General features: G+C 72.2%; 16 protein-coding genes and 1 riboswitch. Of the genes, 12 read left to right on the top strand and 4 right to left on the bottom strand.

The window, feature by feature from the left end; translation table 11 throughout:
• The first annotated feature begins 84 nt into the window (after positions 1-84).
• From OG766_RS01665 to OG766_RS01720, 12 genes are all read left to right on the top strand, one after another.
• Positions 85-1,182: a baeRF3 domain-containing protein gene (locus OG766_RS01665; RefSeq protein ID WP_266377361.1), complete on the top strand. Its 1,098-nt coding sequence runs from the start codon at positions 85-87 to the stop codon at positions 1,180-1,182.
• A 61-nt stretch (positions 1,183-1,243) separates the two neighbouring features.
• Entirely contained in the window at positions 1,244-1,870 is a 627-nt protein-coding gene (locus tag OG766_RS01670; RefSeq protein WP_266377359.1) for a hypothetical protein, read from the top strand.
• Between the two features lie 177 nt (positions 1,871-2,047).
• The gene (locus OG766_RS01675) at positions 2,048-3,502 is read left to right on the top strand and encodes an MFS transporter (RefSeq protein WP_328724358.1); all 1,455 of its coding nucleotides are present in this window, start codon (positions 2,048-2,050) and stop codon (positions 3,500-3,502) included.
• A 102-nt stretch (positions 3,503-3,604) separates the two neighbouring features.
• The gene (dhaK, locus tag OG766_RS01680) at positions 3,605-4,597 is read left to right on the top strand and encodes a dihydroxyacetone kinase subunit DhaK (RefSeq protein WP_328724359.1); all 993 of its coding nucleotides are present in this window, start codon (positions 3,605-3,607) and stop codon (positions 4,595-4,597) included.
• 23 nt (positions 4,598-4,620) lie between these two features.
• Positions 4,621-5,217 (top strand): dihydroxyacetone kinase subunit DhaL, encoded by a 597-nt coding sequence (gene dhaL / locus OG766_RS01685; RefSeq protein ID WP_266377349.1) that lies wholly within the window; start codon positions 4,621-4,623, stop codon positions 5,215-5,217.
• On the top strand, positions 5,214-5,624 hold the full coding sequence (locus OG766_RS01690) for a PTS-dependent dihydroxyacetone kinase phosphotransferase subunit DhaM (protein ID WP_266377346.1): 411 nt from the start codon (positions 5,214-5,216) through the stop codon (positions 5,622-5,624). Before dhaL ends, OG766_RS01690 begins: the two co-directional genes overlap by 4 nt.
• 17 nt (positions 5,625-5,641) lie before the next feature.
• A riboswitch (cobalamin riboswitch) is annotated at positions 5,642-5,861 on the top strand.
• Positions 5,862-5,890: 29 nt separating this feature from the next.
• Positions 5,891-6,583 (top strand): energy-coupling factor ABC transporter permease, encoded by a 693-nt coding sequence (locus OG766_RS01695; protein ID WP_266377344.1) that lies wholly within the window; start codon positions 5,891-5,893, stop codon positions 6,581-6,583.
• Positions 6,580-6,945, top strand: coding sequence for an energy-coupling factor ABC transporter substrate-binding protein (locus OG766_RS01700; protein WP_266377340.1), 366 nt, complete (start codon positions 6,580-6,582; stop codon positions 6,943-6,945). The genes OG766_RS01695 and OG766_RS01700 overlap by 4 nt, the downstream gene beginning before the upstream one ends.
• A gap of 6 nt (positions 6,946-6,951) precedes the next feature.
• Positions 6,952-7,701 carry a cobalt ECF transporter T component CbiQ gene (cbiQ, locus tag OG766_RS01705; protein WP_266377337.1) on the top strand — a complete coding sequence of 250 codons (750 nt, stop codon included), beginning with the start codon at positions 6,952-6,954 and terminating at the stop codon, positions 7,699-7,701.
• Positions 7,698-8,534 (top strand): energy-coupling factor ABC transporter ATP-binding protein, encoded by an 837-nt coding sequence (locus OG766_RS01710; RefSeq protein ID WP_266377334.1) that lies wholly within the window; start codon positions 7,698-7,700, stop codon positions 8,532-8,534. Before cbiQ ends, OG766_RS01710 begins: the two co-directional genes overlap by 4 nt.
• A gap of 98 nt (positions 8,535-8,632) precedes the next feature.
• Positions 8,633-10,666 carry an NADPH-dependent 2,4-dienoyl-CoA reductase gene (locus OG766_RS01715; protein ID WP_328724360.1) on the top strand — a complete coding sequence of 678 codons (2,034 nt, stop codon included), beginning with the start codon at positions 8,633-8,635 and terminating at the stop codon, positions 10,664-10,666.
• Positions 10,667-10,695: 29 nt separating this feature from the next.
• Complete coding sequence (locus OG766_RS01720; RefSeq protein WP_266377328.1) at positions 10,696-11,244, top strand: PadR family transcriptional regulator; 549 nt, start codon at positions 10,696-10,698, stop codon at positions 11,242-11,244.
• Between the two features lie 39 nt (positions 11,245-11,283).
• Here OG766_RS01720 and OG766_RS01725 read toward each other — a convergent pair whose 3' ends face one another.
• From OG766_RS01725 to OG766_RS01740, 4 genes are all read right to left on the bottom strand, one after another.
• Positions 11,284-11,727, bottom strand: a complete 444-nt coding sequence (locus OG766_RS01725; RefSeq protein WP_266377325.1) for a hypothetical protein — start codon at positions 11,725-11,727, stop codon at positions 11,284-11,286.
• A gap of 60 nt (positions 11,728-11,787) precedes the next feature.
• Positions 11,788-12,672 (bottom strand): ABC transporter substrate-binding protein, encoded by an 885-nt coding sequence (locus tag OG766_RS01730; RefSeq protein ID WP_328724361.1) that lies wholly within the window; start codon positions 12,670-12,672, stop codon positions 11,788-11,790.
• 168 nt (positions 12,673-12,840) lie between these two features.
• Entirely contained in the window at positions 12,841-14,364 is a 1,524-nt protein-coding gene (locus tag OG766_RS01735) for an amino acid permease (protein WP_266377319.1), read from the bottom strand.
• A gap of 94 nt (positions 14,365-14,458) precedes the next feature.
• Positions 14,459-15,454 carry a hypothetical protein gene (locus OG766_RS01740; RefSeq protein WP_328724362.1) on the bottom strand — a complete coding sequence of 332 codons (996 nt, stop codon included), beginning with the start codon at positions 15,452-15,454 and terminating at the stop codon, positions 14,459-14,461.
• Positions 15,455-15,487: the final 33 nt, after the last annotated feature.

Below are 15,487 nucleotides of genomic sequence, written 5' to 3' on the forward strand. Positions count from 1 at the left end.
ATCAAGGAATCGGACTTATGGTGCATAGAGTTGGTTATCGGTCGTGGCACTCCCGTGCACGTCCGCTCGGAAAGGGTGGTCCCGATGCACCCAGCTCTCCGCTCCGACGATCTGGCACGGCTGCGACGGCAGCGCCCCTATCCGGCGGTGTCGGTCCTGATGCCCACGCATCGCCGGGATCCGGGCAGCGCCCAGGACCCTGTCCGGCTGCGCAATCTGATGGCCGAGGCGAAGGAGCAACTGCAGGCCGATCCGGCCGTCACGCGTGAGACGCGGATGGATGTCACCGCCCAGCTCGACCAGGCACTCGCCGAGATCGATCTCGTGCACGCCGAGGACGGACTGGTGGTGTTCGCGGCGCCGGGAGAGCATGAGGTGTGGATGCTGGGCCGGAGCGTGCCCGAGCGTGTGGTGCTCTCGGACACGTACCTCACCCGCAACCTCGTCTCGGCGCAGGCCGCGGAGCGCCCCTTTTGGGTCCTGGCGGTCTCGTCCGACCACGTCACGCTGTGGAGCGGCGCTGCGGAGCGCGTCACCGAGGCGCACACCGGGTCCTTCCCGATGACCCGGGTCAGCGAGAACTTCGACGCCGAGCGCCTGGAGCGGATCGGTGATGTGCCCAGCACCTTCACGGACGAGGCGACGCGCCAGTTCCTGAGGGAGGCGGACACCGCGGTCGGCGCCGTGCTCAGGAACGATCCACGGCCCCTGTACGTGACGGGTGAGGCGGCCGCTCTGTCGCTCATCGACGACGCAGGCACCGTGGTCAGGGCAACGGCCACGCATGTCACCCAGGGCGGGCTGGCCGCCGGTCCCGGCGACGCCGTGTGGCAGGCGGTACGGCCGTTCGTCGAGGCCCGGGCGGAGAAGGACGTCGCAGGCGTCCTCGAAGAGCTCGACAAAGCCCGTGGCAGGCGCGCCTTCGCCGCAGGGGTCGACGAGATCCACCAGAACGTGGAGTCGGGCCGGGTCGCACTGCTCGCCGTGGAGGAGAACTACCGCGAGACCGTACGCGACTCGGGTGGCCATCTCCTGCCGGCCGACCCCGGCGATCTGGACGCCCTCGACGACATCGTCGACGAGATCGTCGAGAAGTCACTCGACACAGGCGCTCAGGTGCGCTTCGTCCCCGACGGGACGCTCACCGGCATGGGCGGCATCGCGAGCACGTTGCGCTACTGACGCGGGCGCCTCGCGCTTCTGAGGGGCGGACCGGACCCCAGCAGTGAAAGGACGGGCACACATGTCTGCGTGCCGGAAGAACCTCTCCCTCGGGCGGCAGTTGGCGGCGGCCGTGCTGACGCTGGTCGTGACGGCATCGGGCGCGGCCGCACTGGTCTCGTGCAGCACCGAGGGTGGCGATTCGGGGACCAGTTCACCGTTCAGCCCCCGGCCCACCCCGCCCGACACGGCGTCCTTCACCGGCACGGCGGCCTCGGCGCTGGCCTCGCTCGAGGCGTCGGCCCGCGCCCGGGCCTCCGCCGCGGCCTCGTCCGCGTCGGCCGCCGCCTCCTCGTTCGAGGCCCGGGTCTCCGACGAGGCGTCACAGGCCGCCAAGGATGCCGAGGCGCGGCTGAAGAACCTGCAGGGCGGTGGCAACGCCCGGTCCGACGTGGCCCTCACGGGGCGGCCGACGGCCGACACCGGCGGCCTGCAGGTCGTCGTCGTCAGCATCACCAACCGCACGGACGCACAGGCTTCCTACGCGGTGCAGGTCGACTTCAAGGACTCCTCCGGGAAGGTCGTGGAGAGCCGGATCGTCGGAGCGAAGGACCTCGCACCCGGTGAGCAGGCTCAGCCCCTGGCCATCAGCCGCAAGCCGGCCGACACCACGCTGACCCCGACGGTCGCCAAGGCGCAGCGGTACTGACCCGGGGTTCGCGGGTGGCGCCCGGGTGGCCCGGGTCCCGTGCCAGCGTGGCACGTTGATCCACCGCATCCGGTGGCCTTCACTCGTACCGGCCGTGCGCCGCAGTCCCGCGGGAGCATCCTGCGGGTCGTCGCAGACCGTTCTCGACCGCTCTGGGGGTCGTCCACTGTGCCCGAGGTGATCAACCGATCCCCCGGCGGATCGCGCTCGCTCGGCGCTGCACTCGACAGCGCACCGATCTCACGTCTGCACCGGAGGTTCTGGCTGCTGGCCGGACTGGGCATCATGCTCGACGGCTTCGACTTCTTCATCATCGGGGTCGCCAACCCCCTGATCTCGAAGGAGTTCGACGGGAGCCCGGCCGAACAGGGACTGCTGTCGGCCGCGGCGATCGTGGGGGCCGCCCTCGGCGCCGCTCTGCTGGGGCCGCTCGGCGACCGCATCGGCCGCAGTCGGATCTTCCGGATCGACCTGTGGATGTTCGTCGTCTTCTCGGTGCTGTGCGCCTGCGCGTGGGACATCTGGTCCCTGATCGCCTTCCGGCTGCTGCTCGGGGTGGCGGTCGGGCTGGACTATCCCATCGCGGCCAGCTATCTCGCCGAGATCCTGCCGTCCCGCAACCGCGGACGCTGGCTGGTGGGCGCGTTCAGCCTGCAGGCCGCCGGCATCCTCCTCGGAGCCGTGGCCGGTGTGGTGATCCTCCTCGTCCTGCCCGACCTGGACTCCTGGCGCCTCATGCTCGGGTTCGGTGCGCTGCCCGCCCTGCTGATCATCGCGCTGCGGCGCAACATGCCCGAGAGCCCGCGCTGGCTCGCCCGCAACGGCCATGAGCGCGAGGCCCGCGAGGTCGCGGAGGTGCTGACCGGGCAGCCGGTCCACATCGCGGAGACGGACCGGGAGCGCGACGCGCCACCGCCGGAGGGGCTGAGGGCCTTCGTCCAGCCCCAGTTGTTCTCGCGTCGTCTGGCGCGGCGCACCGTCTTCACGTCCGTGCCCTGGTTCCTGATGGACATCGCGACCTACGGCGTGGGCATCTTCACCCCCACACTGCTGGCCGGCCTGGCTCTCGGCGGCGCGAACGCCACGTTCATCGCGGACGACATCGCGTCCACCGAGGGCACGGCCGCCCTGGATGTCTTCCTCGTGGTCGGGTTCGTACTGGCGATCGTCCTGGTCGACCGGGTGGGACGGGTTCCCCTCCAGCTCGCCGGATTCGCGATGATGACGTGCGCGCTCTGTCTCCTCGCCGTGTCGGGTCAGCTCACCGGTGGCTCCGGGTCACACCTCGTCCTGGTCTTCACCGGCTTCGCCCTGTTCAACATCTTCATGAACATGGGCCCGAACGCCACGACGTTCGCCCTGCCCGCCGAGGTCTTCCCCGCCGAAGTGCGGGCCGGGGGTCATGGCTTCGCGGCCGGCTGCGGGAAGCTCGGTGCCGCGCTGGGCACGTTCCTCTTCCCCGTACTGCTGGCGGACATCGGAGCGAGCGCGCTCCTGTACGGGATCGCGGCGACCAGCGCGCTGGCCTTCGTGGTCACTCTGCTCTTCCGTATCGAACCGGCGGGCCGGTCGCTCGAAGAGCTCTCCGGCCGGGAAGCCTCCGCCGTCGCCCCCCGCGTGGCGCCGCCGTAGCCGATACTGGCAGGGCCAGGGCGTACGGCACGGTGCCGGCACGGTCCGACCTGAGAAGACACCGTCCACAGTGATCGTCACCAGTCTCATCAGGAGGTTCCCATGAGGATGCTCATCAATGTCCCCGAGACGGTCGTCGCGGACGCGTTGCGCGGGATGGCCGCGGCGCATCCCGACCTGAGGGTGGACGTCGAGAACAGGGTCGTGGTGCGGGCGGACGCGCCGGTCGCCGGCAAGGTGGCGCTGGTGTCGGGCGGCGGCTCCGGGCACGAGCCCCTGCACGGCGGCTTCGTCGGGCCCGGGATGCTCTCGGCGGCATGCCCCGGCGAGATCTTCACCTCGCCCGTGCCGGATCAGATGGCGAGGGCGGCGGCCGCCGTGGACAGCGGGGCGGGGGTGCTGTTCATCGTCAAGAACTACACCGGCGACGTGCTGAACTTCGACATGGCCCAGGAGCTCGCCGAGGACGAGGGCGTCCAGATCGCCAAGGTGCTGGTCAACGACGATGTGGCGGTCACGGACAGTCTGTACACGGCGGGCAGGCGCGGGACGGGCGCGACGCTGTTCGTCGAGAAGATCGCGGGTGCGGCGGCCGAGGAGGGCGCACCGCTGGAACAGGTCGAGGCCGTCGCCCGCCGGGCCAACGAGCGCTCGCGGAGCTTCGGTGTGGCGCTCAGCGCGGTCACGACGCCGGCCAAGGGCTCGCCCACGTTCGACCTGCCGTCCGGCGAGCTGGAGTTGGGGATCGGCATCCATGGCGAGCCGGGCCGTGAGCGACGGCCGATGATGACCTCGCGGGAGATCGCGGACTTCGCGGTGGACGCCGTCCTGGAGGACCTGCAGCCGTCCAGTCCGGTGCTGGCGCTGGTGAACGGGATGGGAGCGACACCGCTGCTGGAGCTGTACGGGTTCACCGCGGAGGTGCACCGGGTGCTGGCCGAGCGCGGCGTGCCGGTGGCGCGGACCCTGGTCGGGAACTACGTCACCTCGCTCGACATGGCCGGCTGCTCGGTGACGCTGTGCGAGGCGGACGAGGAACTGCTGCGGCTGTGGGACGCCCCCGTGTCGACGCCCGGACTGCGCTGGGGCCGCTGACCATGGGAAACGAAGGAGACATTGTGCTCGACACGGACTTCTTCCGCCGCTGGATGACGGCCGCCGCCGACGCCGTGGGCCGGGAGGCCGGCCGGCTGACCGAACTCGACTCCGCGATCGGGGACGCCGACCACGGCATCAACATGCAGCGCGGTTTCACCGCGGTGACGGCCGCTCTGGAGAAGGACGCGCCGGACACCCCGGGCGCCGTACTGACGCTGTCCGGACGGCAGTTGATCTCGACGGTCGGCGGGGCCTCGGGCCCTCTGTACGGGACGCTGCTGCGGCGGGCCGGCAAGGCCCTGGGCGACGATCCCGAGGTGTCCCCGGCGCAGCTCGGCGAAGCCCTGCGGGCCGGGATCGCCGCCGTGGCCCAGCTCGGCGGCGCCAAGGCCGGGGACAAGACGATGCTGGACGCGCTGGAGCCGGCGGCCGCGGCGCTGGACGAGTCGTTCGCGGCCGCCCGGGCGGCCGCCGAGGAGGGCGCGCTCGCGACCGTGCCGATGCTGGCGCGCAAGGGCAGGGCGAGCTATCTGGGCGAGCGCAGCATCGGGCACCAGGACCCGGGGGCGACGTCCTCCGCGCTGCTGATCGCGGCGCTCGAGGAGGTGGCGCGGTGAGTGCGGCGGGTCAGGTCGGCATCGTCCTCGTGTCGCACAGCGCTCAGCTCGCCGTGTCCGTCGCCGAACTCGCGCGGGGCCTCGCCGGGGGCGCCGCTTCGGTGCCTCTCGCGCCCGCGGGCGGGCTGCCGGACGGAGGGCTCGGCACCAGCTCGGAGCTGATCGCCGCCGCGGCGCGGGAGGTCGACCGGGGCGCGGGCGTGGCCGTACTGGCCGATCTCGGCAGCGCCGTGCTGACGGTGAAGTCGCTGCTGGCCGAGGGCGGCGAACTGCCGGAGGGGACCCGGCTCGTGGACGCGCCGTTCGTCGAGGGCGCGGTCGCCGCGGTGGTCACCGCGGCGGCGGGCGGCGCTCTGGACGAAGTGGAGGCGGCGGCCGAGGAAGCGTACTCGTACCACAAGGTGTGACGGCGCGCATCCGTGCGCGGCTTGTGATGTACCTGGTCAAAGCACTAATGTCGCACCGCCTTGGTGAACGGGAAACCGGTGCGGTACCGGTGCGGCCCTCGCCACTGTGATCGGGAAGTCCGGCTCCATCCGCAAGGAAGCCACTGGACCGCCGCGGGAGACCGCGGCGTCCGGGAAGGCGGAGCCCGGGCGGATTGACCCGTCAGCCAGGAGACCGGCCAAGGCGCGTTGTCCATCCACGAGGTGTTGGAGAGGGTCTCCCGACCATGCACATAGCCGAGGGGTATCTGCCCCCGTTGCACGCGGCCGCCTGGGGCGCCGCGTCCGCCCCCTTCGTCGTCCACGGCGTCCGGGCGCTCACCCGTGAGGTCAAGGCCCATCCCGAGTCGACGCTGCTGCTCGGCGCCTCCGGGGCCTTCACCTTCGTCCTTTCCGCGCTGAAGATCCCGTCCGTGACCGGGAGTTGCTCCCATCCGACCGGTACGGGACTCGGCGCCATCCTGTTCAGACCACCCATCATGGCGGTACTGGGCACGATCACCCTGCTGTTCCAGTCGCTGCTGCTGGCCCACGGCGGGCTCACCACGCTCGGCGCCAACGCCTTCTCCATGGCGATCGTCGGGCCCTGGGCCGGGTACGCGGTGTACCGGCTGCTGCGGCGGTTCGAACTGCCGCTGATGGTGAGCGTGTTCTTCGGCGCGTTCGTCGCGGATCTGTCCACGTACTGCGTCACCAGTGTGCAACTGGCGCTGGCGTTCCCCGACCCGGGCAGCGGCTTCGCCGGCGCACTCGCCAAGTTCGGCGGCATCTTCGCGATCACCCAGATCCCGCTGGCGGTCAGCGAGGGCCTGCTCACCGTGCTGGTGATGCGTCTCCTCGTCCAGTCGAGCAAGGGTGAGCTGACCCGGCTCGGTGTGCTGCTCCAGGGTGGGAACAAGAAGGAGGCCGCGGTCCGATGAGCCGTAACGCGAAGATCAACACGCTGCTGCTGGTGATCGTGGCCGCGCTGGCCGTGTTCCCGCTCGTGCTGGGACTGGGCGACCACAAGGAGGAGCCCTTCGCCGGCGCGGACGCCGAGGCGGAGACGGCGATCACCGAGATCGCGCCGGACTACGAGCCGTGGTTCTCCCCGTTGTACGAGCCCCCGTCCGGCGAGGTCGAATCGGCGCTGTTCGCCCTGCAGGCGGCGCTCGGCGCGGGGGTCCTGGCCTACTACTTCGGGCTGCGCAAGGGCCGCCGTCAGGGCGAGGCCCGTGCCGCGGCGGCCGCTCCCGGGGACGCGTCGCGGGCAGCCGTCCCCTCCGACGGTCCCGCTGCCTGATCACCGATGCTGCCGATCGACGCGGCGGCGCACAGCAGTCGCTGGCGCCGCCGCCACCCCTGCGAGAAGGCGGCGCTGGGACTCGGGCTGACGGTCTGTGCGATCTCACTGCCGCCGTGGCCGGGTGCCGTGCTGGTCGCCGCCGCCGCGCTCGCGGTGCTGCTCGGCCCGGCAGGGGTGGCGCCGCGGCAGCTGTGGCGGGCGTGGCGTGTTCCGCTGGGTTTCTGCGTGACGGGTGCGGTGCCGCTGCTGTTCGCCGTCGGCGGCCCGGACGGCTTCGTGGCGTTCGCGCCGGGCGGCCCGGTGCACGCGGGCGAACTGCTGCTGCGGACGTCGGCCGCCTCGCTCGGCGTGCTGCTGTTCGCGTTCACCACTCCCGTCTCCGACGTCCTGCCACGACTGGTACGGGCGGGTGTTCCGGCGCCGGTGGTCGATGTCGCGCTCGTCATGTACCGCATCAGCTTCCTGCTGCTGGACGGGGTCCACCGGATCCGTGAGGCGCAGGCCGCCAGGCTCGGGCACACCTCCCGGGCGGCCACGTGGCGTTCCCTCGCCGGGCTCGGCGCCACCGCCTTCGTGCGGGCCTTCGACCGGGCCCAGCGGCTCCACACGGGCCTGGCCGGGCGCGGTTACGACGGGACGCTGCGCGTGCTGGTGCCGCAGGCGACGGTGTCCGCGCGCTTCCTGGCGGCCACCGCCGGGCTGCTGGCCGGGATCGTCGCCCTCACCTTCGTCCTGGAAAGGTCCGTCCTGTGAACACATCGCCCGTGGTGGAGCTGGCCGGCGCGGGATTCGCGTACGCGGAGGGCCCGCCGGTGCTCAGGGGCGTCGACTTCGCCGTGGCCGCCGGCCGGTCGCTGGCGCTGCTCGGCCGCAACGGCAGCGGCAAGACGACCCTGATGCGGCTGCTCAGCGGCGGGCTGCGGTGCGCCGAGGGCCGGCTGCTGCTGGACGGCGAGCCGGTGACGTACGACCGCAAGGGGCTGACCCGGCTCAGGACGACCGTGCAGCTGGTCGTGCAGGACCCGGACGATCAGCTGTTCGCCGCGTCGGTCGGGCAGGACGTGTCGTTCGGGCCGATGAACCTGGGCCTGCCGGAGCAGGAGGTACGGGCGCGGGTCGCCGAGGCGCTGGAGGCGCTGGACATCGCCGCGCTGGAGGACCGGCCGACGCATCTCCTCTCCTACGGGCAGCGCAAGCGGGCGGCGATCGCGGGTGCCGTGGCGATGCGGCCCCGGGTGCTGGTCCTGGACGAGCCGACCGCGGGGCTCGATCCGCACGGCCAGGAGCGCCTCCTGGCGGTGCTCGGACGGCTCAGGGAGGGCGGTACGACCGTGGTGATGGCCACGCACGACGTGGATCTGGCACTGCGGTGGGCCGACGACGCCGCCGTGCTGTCCCCCTCGGGGCTGCGGACGGGGCCGGTCGCCGGGCTGCTGGCCGACGGGGAGCTGCTGGACGCGGCGCGGCTGCGGCGGCCGTGGGCGATGGCGGCGGCGGAGGTGCTGCGTGCGCACGGGCTGCTGGCCGCGGACGCCCCGGGGCCGCGGACGGCGGAGGAGCTGGGCCGCTGGGCGGTGCCGGCGTAGCGCATCTCACCCCGGCCTCGTTGTGCAACTTGTTGCACAACGAGGGGTCCGGCGTCTACAAAGGGGGTCGACGCCCGTTGCGCGAGGAGGAACCCCCGATGACCCCGACCCCCACCCCGGGCCCGTACCCGCATCTGCTGAGCCCGCTCGACCTCGGGTTCACCACGCTCCCGAACCGGGTGCTGATGGGATCGATGCACATCGGCCTGGAAGAGGCGGAGAACGGCTTCGAGCGCATGGCGGCCTTCTACGCCGCCCGTGCGCGCGGGGGCGTCGGCCTGATCGTGACCGGCGGGATCTCCCCCAACGACGCGGGACGGCCGTACGACGGCGGCGCCAAGCTCACCACCGAGGCGGAGGCCGCGCAGCACCGCACGGTGACCGCGGCCGTGCACGAGGCGGGCGGCCGGATCGCCATGCAGATCCTGCACTTCGGCCGGTACGCGTACCACCCGCAGCTCGTCGCGCCCAGCGCGCTCCAGGCGCCGATCAGCCCGTTCGTGCCGAACGCCCTCACCGACGAGGAGGTCGAGCAGACGGTCGAGGACTACGTACGGGCCGCGGAGCTGGCGAAGTCCGCGGGCTACGACGGCGTCGAGATCATGGGCTCCGAGGGCTATCTCATCAACGAGTTCATCGCCGGCGCCACCAACCGCCGCGACGACCGCTGGGGCGGCTCGTACGAGAACCGGACCCGCTTCCCGCGCGAGATCGTCCGCCGCACCCGCGAGCGCCTCGGCGAGGACTTCATCATCATCTACCGCCTCTCGATGCTCGACCTGGTGCCCGGCGGCTCGTCGTTCGACGAGGTCGTCGCGCTCGCCAAGGAGATCGAGGCGGCCGGCGCGACGATCATCAACACCGGCATCGGCTGGCACGAGGCGCGCATCCCGACGATCGCGACCTCGGTGCCGCGAGGGGCGTACACCTGGGTGACGCGCAAGCTGATGGGGGCGGTCTCGGTGCCGCTCGTCACCAGCAACCGGATCAACACCCCCGAGGTGGCCGAGCAACTGCTCGCCGAGGGCCGCGCGGACATGGTGTCGATGGCACGGCCCTTCCTCGCCGACCCGGAGTTCGTCGCGAAGGCCCGCGAGGACCGCGCCGACGCGATCAACACGTGCATCGGCTGCAACCAGGCCTGCCTCGACCACACCTTCAGCGGGAAGATCACCTCCTGCCTGGTCAATCCGCGCGCCTGCCACGAGACCGAGCTGGTCCTCTCCCCCACCCGGAGGAAGAAGCGCCTGGCCGTCGTCGGGGCCGGGCCGGCCGGTCTCGCCTTCTCGGTGTCGGCGGCGGAACGCGGGCACGAGGTGACGCTCTTCGACGCCGCCGAGGAGATCGGCGGGCAGCTGAACATCGCCAAGCGGGTGCCGGGCAAGGAGGAGTTCGAGGAGACGCTCCGCTACTTCCGCACGCAGCTCCGGCTGCGCGGAGTGGAGGTGCGGCTGGGGACCCACGTCACGTCCGGGCTGCTGACCGGCTACGACGAGATCGTCGTCGCCACCGGCGTCACCCCCCGTACTCCCGCGATCGAGGGCGTCGGCCACCCGAGCGTCGTCAGCTACCTCGATGTGCTGCGTGACGGCGCGGAGGTCGGTGAGCGCGTGGCCGTCGTCGGCGCCGGCGGAATCGGCTTCGACGTCGCGGAGTTCCTCACCGACGGCGGCGAGGGCGCGAGCCTCGACCCGGAGACGTACTTCCGGCAGTGGGGCGTCGACACGGGCTACGCGACGCCCGGCGGGCTGCGTGCGCCGGAGCGGCCGAAGCCGCCGCGTCAGGTGCATCTGCTGCAGCGCAAGACGTCCAAGGTCGGCGCGGGCCTCGGCAAGACCACCGGCTGGATCCACCGCACGGAGCTCAGGCACCGGGGCGTCACGATGGTCGCCGGGGCGACGTACGACCGGATCGACGACGAGGGCCTGCACCTCACGGTCGACGGCGCCTCGACGACGCTCGCCGTGGACACGGTGGTGCTCTGCGCGGGCCAGGAGCCGAGGCGTGACCTGTACGACGAGCTGAGCGCGGCGGGGCACACGGTCCATCTGATCGGCGGCGCCGATGTGGCGGCGGAACTCGACGCCAAGCGCGCCATCGACCAGGGCACGCGGCTGGCGGCGGCGATCTAGGGCCCCGCGCCCCTGCCTAGGATGCGGTCATGTCACTCCCGCACGCGATCCTCACCGCCCTGCTCGAGAAGCCGTCGTCAGGGCTGGAGCTGACCCGGCGCTTCGACAGGTCGATCGGCTACTTCTGGTCCGCCACGCATCAGCAGATCTACCGGGAGCTGGGGAAACTGGAGGAGGCGGGGCACATCCGGGCCCTGCCCTCCGACCGGCCCGCCCGGGGCCAGAAGAAGGAGTACGAGGTCCTGCCCGCGGGCCGTGCGGAGCTGACCGCGTGGGTGGGCAGGACCGAGGACCCGAAGCCGATCCGCGACGCCCTGCTGCTGCGGATGCGGGCGGCGGCCGTCGTGGGCACGGAGGGGCTGGAGGCGGAGCTGCGCCGCCATCTCGCCCTGCACGAAGGCCAGTTGGCCGAGTACGAGGACATCGAGAAGCGCCACTTCCCGCCTGAGCGGGACACGGTCGAGGACCGGCTCCGTCATGTGGTGCTGCGGGGCGGGATCGATCTGGAGCGGTTCTGGATCGAGTGGGTCAGGGCCGCGCTGCGGGAACTGGCGGCCCTGCCCACGACTCCCCGGTAGAGCCGGGCCCCGCGGTCCGGCGACCGGTCGCCGGAGGGCTCAGGAACGCGCGGGCCGCCTGCCGGGCACCGGGCGCAGGGCGATGAGGCACCAGGCGCCGGCGGCCGTCAGCGCGACGGCCGCCAACGTCCCCAGCAGCGGCGCTTCGGGCCGCCAGCCCAGCGACACTCGCGTCCCGAGACACGTGAGCCCGAAGGCGACGGCCCCCGGAGCGTAGACCGGCACCCTGGCGGCGGCCGCCCGCAGCGCGGTGGCCGCCAGCAGACCGACCACGGTCCATGCGGCCAGATAGGGCAGCAAGGGGCCGGGGGCGATCACGGGCAGACCGTATTCGTCGGGGCCGATCCGGGACAGCGCGGAGAACCAGCCGAACCCGACTCCGAGGGCGGTGACACCCACCACCCACAGCGCATGCCGCCAGAGCGGGCCGGTCAGGACCTCTCCCTCCGATTCGTCCAGGTCGTCGCCTGCGGAGGGTCCCATGTCTTCGATCACGACCGGGAGGACGCCGCCGTGGCATCGGGGGTTGCCTGCCGGAGCCGGTCAGCCGCCGGCCGCCTCCACGGCGTCGGCGACCTGGTCGAAGAACCGGGCGTGGGCGCCGTCGCTGCAGGGGGCTTCGGGGTTCCAGGGGACGATGTGGGCACCGGAAGCGGCGGCCTGCCAGGACGCGTTGGCGCGAAGGGCGTCGAGAGGGTGGGCGTTGGCGCGTACGTCGACGAGGAGGACGTCGGCGGAGAGTTCCGCGATGCCGGACCAGTCGGCGGTGAACCAGTTGGCGCTCGGACCGCCCTGCGGGGACACCAGGTCGAGGCCGAACGCGGTGAGTTCGCGCAGGTCGGGCCAGGACGGCGGCTTGGCCAGATAGGCGCTGTCGGCGGACGCGGGCGACAGGGCCAGCAGGGCCGGGCGGCGGACGGCGGCCCCTCGGGCCAGGGCCCGGAGCCGGTTGACGGCACGGGCGAGGGCGATGGCGCCCGCGGTGTCCTGGGCGGCGCCCAGGGCCCGCGCCAGGGCGGCGAACCGTGCCCGGACGTCGGCGAGGGACTGGCCCTGGCCGACGTCGAGCACGACCAGGGGCACCCGCTCCTCGACGTGCTTCGCGGCCTCGGGGTCGATCCCGTACACCTGCCCGCCGCCGTAGGTGACCGCGACCACGAGGTCGGGCGCGCCACGGAGCAGCGCTTCGGCGTCGAGCGCGGCGCCGGAGCCCAGGTAGTCGATGCCGTCGAGCGGCAGCGATCCGGCCTTGACGGGGTCCGGCCCGTCACCGTCGTGGTTCGAGCCGAACAGTCCGGCGGATCGAATGCCGTGCTCCCAGAGGGTCGCTCCGGCCTGTATGTAGGTGACGACCTTCTCCGGCCGCCGGTCGGACGTCGCCAAGTGGCCCCGGTCGTCGAGGAATTGCCAGTTCGTCTGCCGCTCCATGATCGCGCGCTCCTGCCCCTCGCCTGCGACTCGCTGCCTGTGTTCCTGCCCACGGATCACACGGAACGAACGGGGGAACGAACCGGGGCGAGCGGGGGGACGAACGGGCCCGGGTACGCGCCGTTCGACGCGTACCCGGGCCCGCCGCTGTCGCGCCGGGGAGCGGGCTCAGACGATGCCCTCGGCGATCTCCGCCTGCTCGCGGTCGTTCCCGTACGCGGACGGCGTGCTGTACGAGCGCCGGGCGACGTACCACCACACGCTGGCCAGGGCGAGGACGACGACCAGGGCGATGGAGGCGTAGTTCATGGAGTTCACCGTGAGCGGCGAGGACTGCGGCAGACAGAACAGCACCGTGACCACGGCCACCCAGGACACCGCGATCCAGCCGATCGGCCGGCTCCAGCGACCGAGGTGCCACGGCCCCGGCTGGAAGCGGTCCCCGGCGCGCAGCCGCAGATAGATGGGTATCGCGTACGCGGGGGTGATGCCGATGACGTTGATGGCGGTCACGGCCCCGTAGGCGGTCGCCGAGTACAGCGACGGCAGCGCGAGCAGAGCGGCCACGCCGACCGAGAGCCACACCGCGGGGACGGGCGTCTGGGTGCCGCTGCTGACCTTGCGCCACAGGGCGGATCCCGGCAGCGCGTTGTCGCGGCTGAAGGCGAACACCATCCGGCTGGCGGCCGCCACCTCGGCGTTGCCGCAGAACAGCTGGGCGACGATCACGACGAGGAGCAGCGCCGAGGCACCCGCGGAGCCGAGCGCGTCCAGCAGGATCTGGGCGGGTGGCACTCCGGTCGCGCTCTGCTGGGTGCCGGCGTAGTCCTGGATGGCGAAGGTCAGTCCGGCGAGCAGGACGAAGCCGGCGATCCAGGAGACCCAGATGGCGCGGACGATGCCCTTGGCGGCGGAGACGGAGGCGTTGGAGGTCTCCTCGGACAGATGGGCGGAGGCGTCGTACCCGGAGAACGTGTACTGCGCGAGCAGCAGGCCGATGGCCGCCACGTAGAACGGGTTGGCCCAGCCGGTGTCGTTGACGAACTCGGTGAACACGAACGAGGGCGACTGGTGGCGGTCGGGCACGATCGCGAGGGCGCCGACGATCACGGCGACACCGGTGAGGTGCCACCACACGCTGATGGAGTTGAGGACGCTGACGAGGCGTACCCCGAACAGGTTGAGCGTCGCGTGCAGCAGCAGGATGCACAGGAAGATGACGAACGTCGACCCGGGGGTGGGGTCGAAGCCCCACTGGAGGTTGAGGAAGGCGCCGGTGAACAGGGCCGCGCCGTAGTCGATTCCGGCGATGGCGCCCAGCAGCCCGAGCAGGTTGAGCCAGCCCGTGTACCAGCCCCAGCGTCGTCCGCCGAGCCGGTCGGCCATGTAGTACAGGGCTCCGGAGGTGGGGTAGGCGCTGGTGACCTCGGCGAGGGCGAGACCCACGCAGAGGACGAACAGCCCGACGCCCGCCCAGCCCCACATCATCACGGCCGGGCCGCCGGTGTTCAGCCCGAATCCGTAGAGGGTCATGCAGCCGGACAGGATGGATATGACGGAGAAGCTGATGGCGAAGTTGCCGAAGCCTCCCATCCGGCGCGCGAGGACGGGCTGGTAGCCGAGCTCGCGCAGCCGCTGTTCCTCATCCCTGGGCGGAGCCTGGTCCTTGGCGGACCACGCTGTACGGGACATGGACGGACCTCCGGGGGAAGAGAGTTGGACACATCAGGGGGACGGGAAGGGGCGTGCCGACAGGCGGGGGGAGCCGTCGGGGGTCGGTCGGGGGTCATCTGCCGGGGGCGTCGCGCGCCGCCGTGAGGCACCGCCCGCGCGCCCGCAGGAACAGCTCCTCGGTGGCTGCCTTGTCGTTCTGGTCCGCGGTGCGGTAGGTCCAGGGAACGGTGGTGTAGTACGGTCCCAGCGCCTCGAAGACCCGCCCGGCCTCCTCGAAGTGCAGGGCCCCCCACAGGGCGTGGGCGAGATGGCTGAGGTCGAGGAGCGAGCTGGTGGCGGGCCGGGCGTGGTCGAACCAGCCGTGCAGCGCCCGTACGGAGTCGCGGATGGCGTCCTCGGCGACCCAGTGCAGGTCCAGCGCCCGGCGGTGGCCCTGTTCCCTGCGGTAGCGCTCCACCCGTGCGTACAGCGGCAGGGCGTGCAGCGGTGAGCCGGGGGCGGCGGTGGAGGCCGCCCATTGCACGAAGTTCACGGCCTCCGACAGGGCGCCCGAGCGGCGCACATAGAGGAACTGCAGCATCCGGTGGTAGGCCTCGCGGTTGCCGGGGTCGCGCTTGTCGGCCTCGCCCAGCAGCCCCCACGGGCCCGGCGGCAGCATCGGCCCGGGCGGGGGCACCCGGTGCTCCTCCATGAACTGCTGGTCGTCGAGCTGCGCGAGGGCGAGCAGGCACACCCAGGGCACCGGATCGTCCGGCGCCATACGGGCGGTCCCGCCGCACGCGTCCCAGGCCTCGTGCCACAGGTCCCGGGTCCTGTGGTGGCCCTCGCGGTGCGCGCGCACGGCCCGTTCGACGGCGACCCGGGCATGCATCACGGCAGCGGCGACGCTGTGCGGTTCCTCCGCACGCCAGGCCTTGACGACGTCCGAGCCGGCCGCGACCGCCGCGAGGACCTGGGTCCGCTGGGTCCACAGCGACCGGTCGCGGGTGTCGGCGAGGAGATCCCGCATCGACACCCAGCGCCCCGTCCGCAGGTCCTGGAGCGCGCCGCGCAGCGCGTTGTCGTGGCCTGCTGGATGGTAGACGGGGCGGAAGTGGTCATGGGCCATCAGCCCTCCCCGGCACGGTCGTCGGCGGCCGTG

Origin of the sequence: Streptomyces sp. NBC_00259 (genome assembly GCF_036181745.1) — a bacterium.
Lineage (GTDB): Bacteria > Actinomycetota > Actinomycetes > Streptomycetales > Streptomycetaceae > Streptomyces > Streptomyces pratisoli.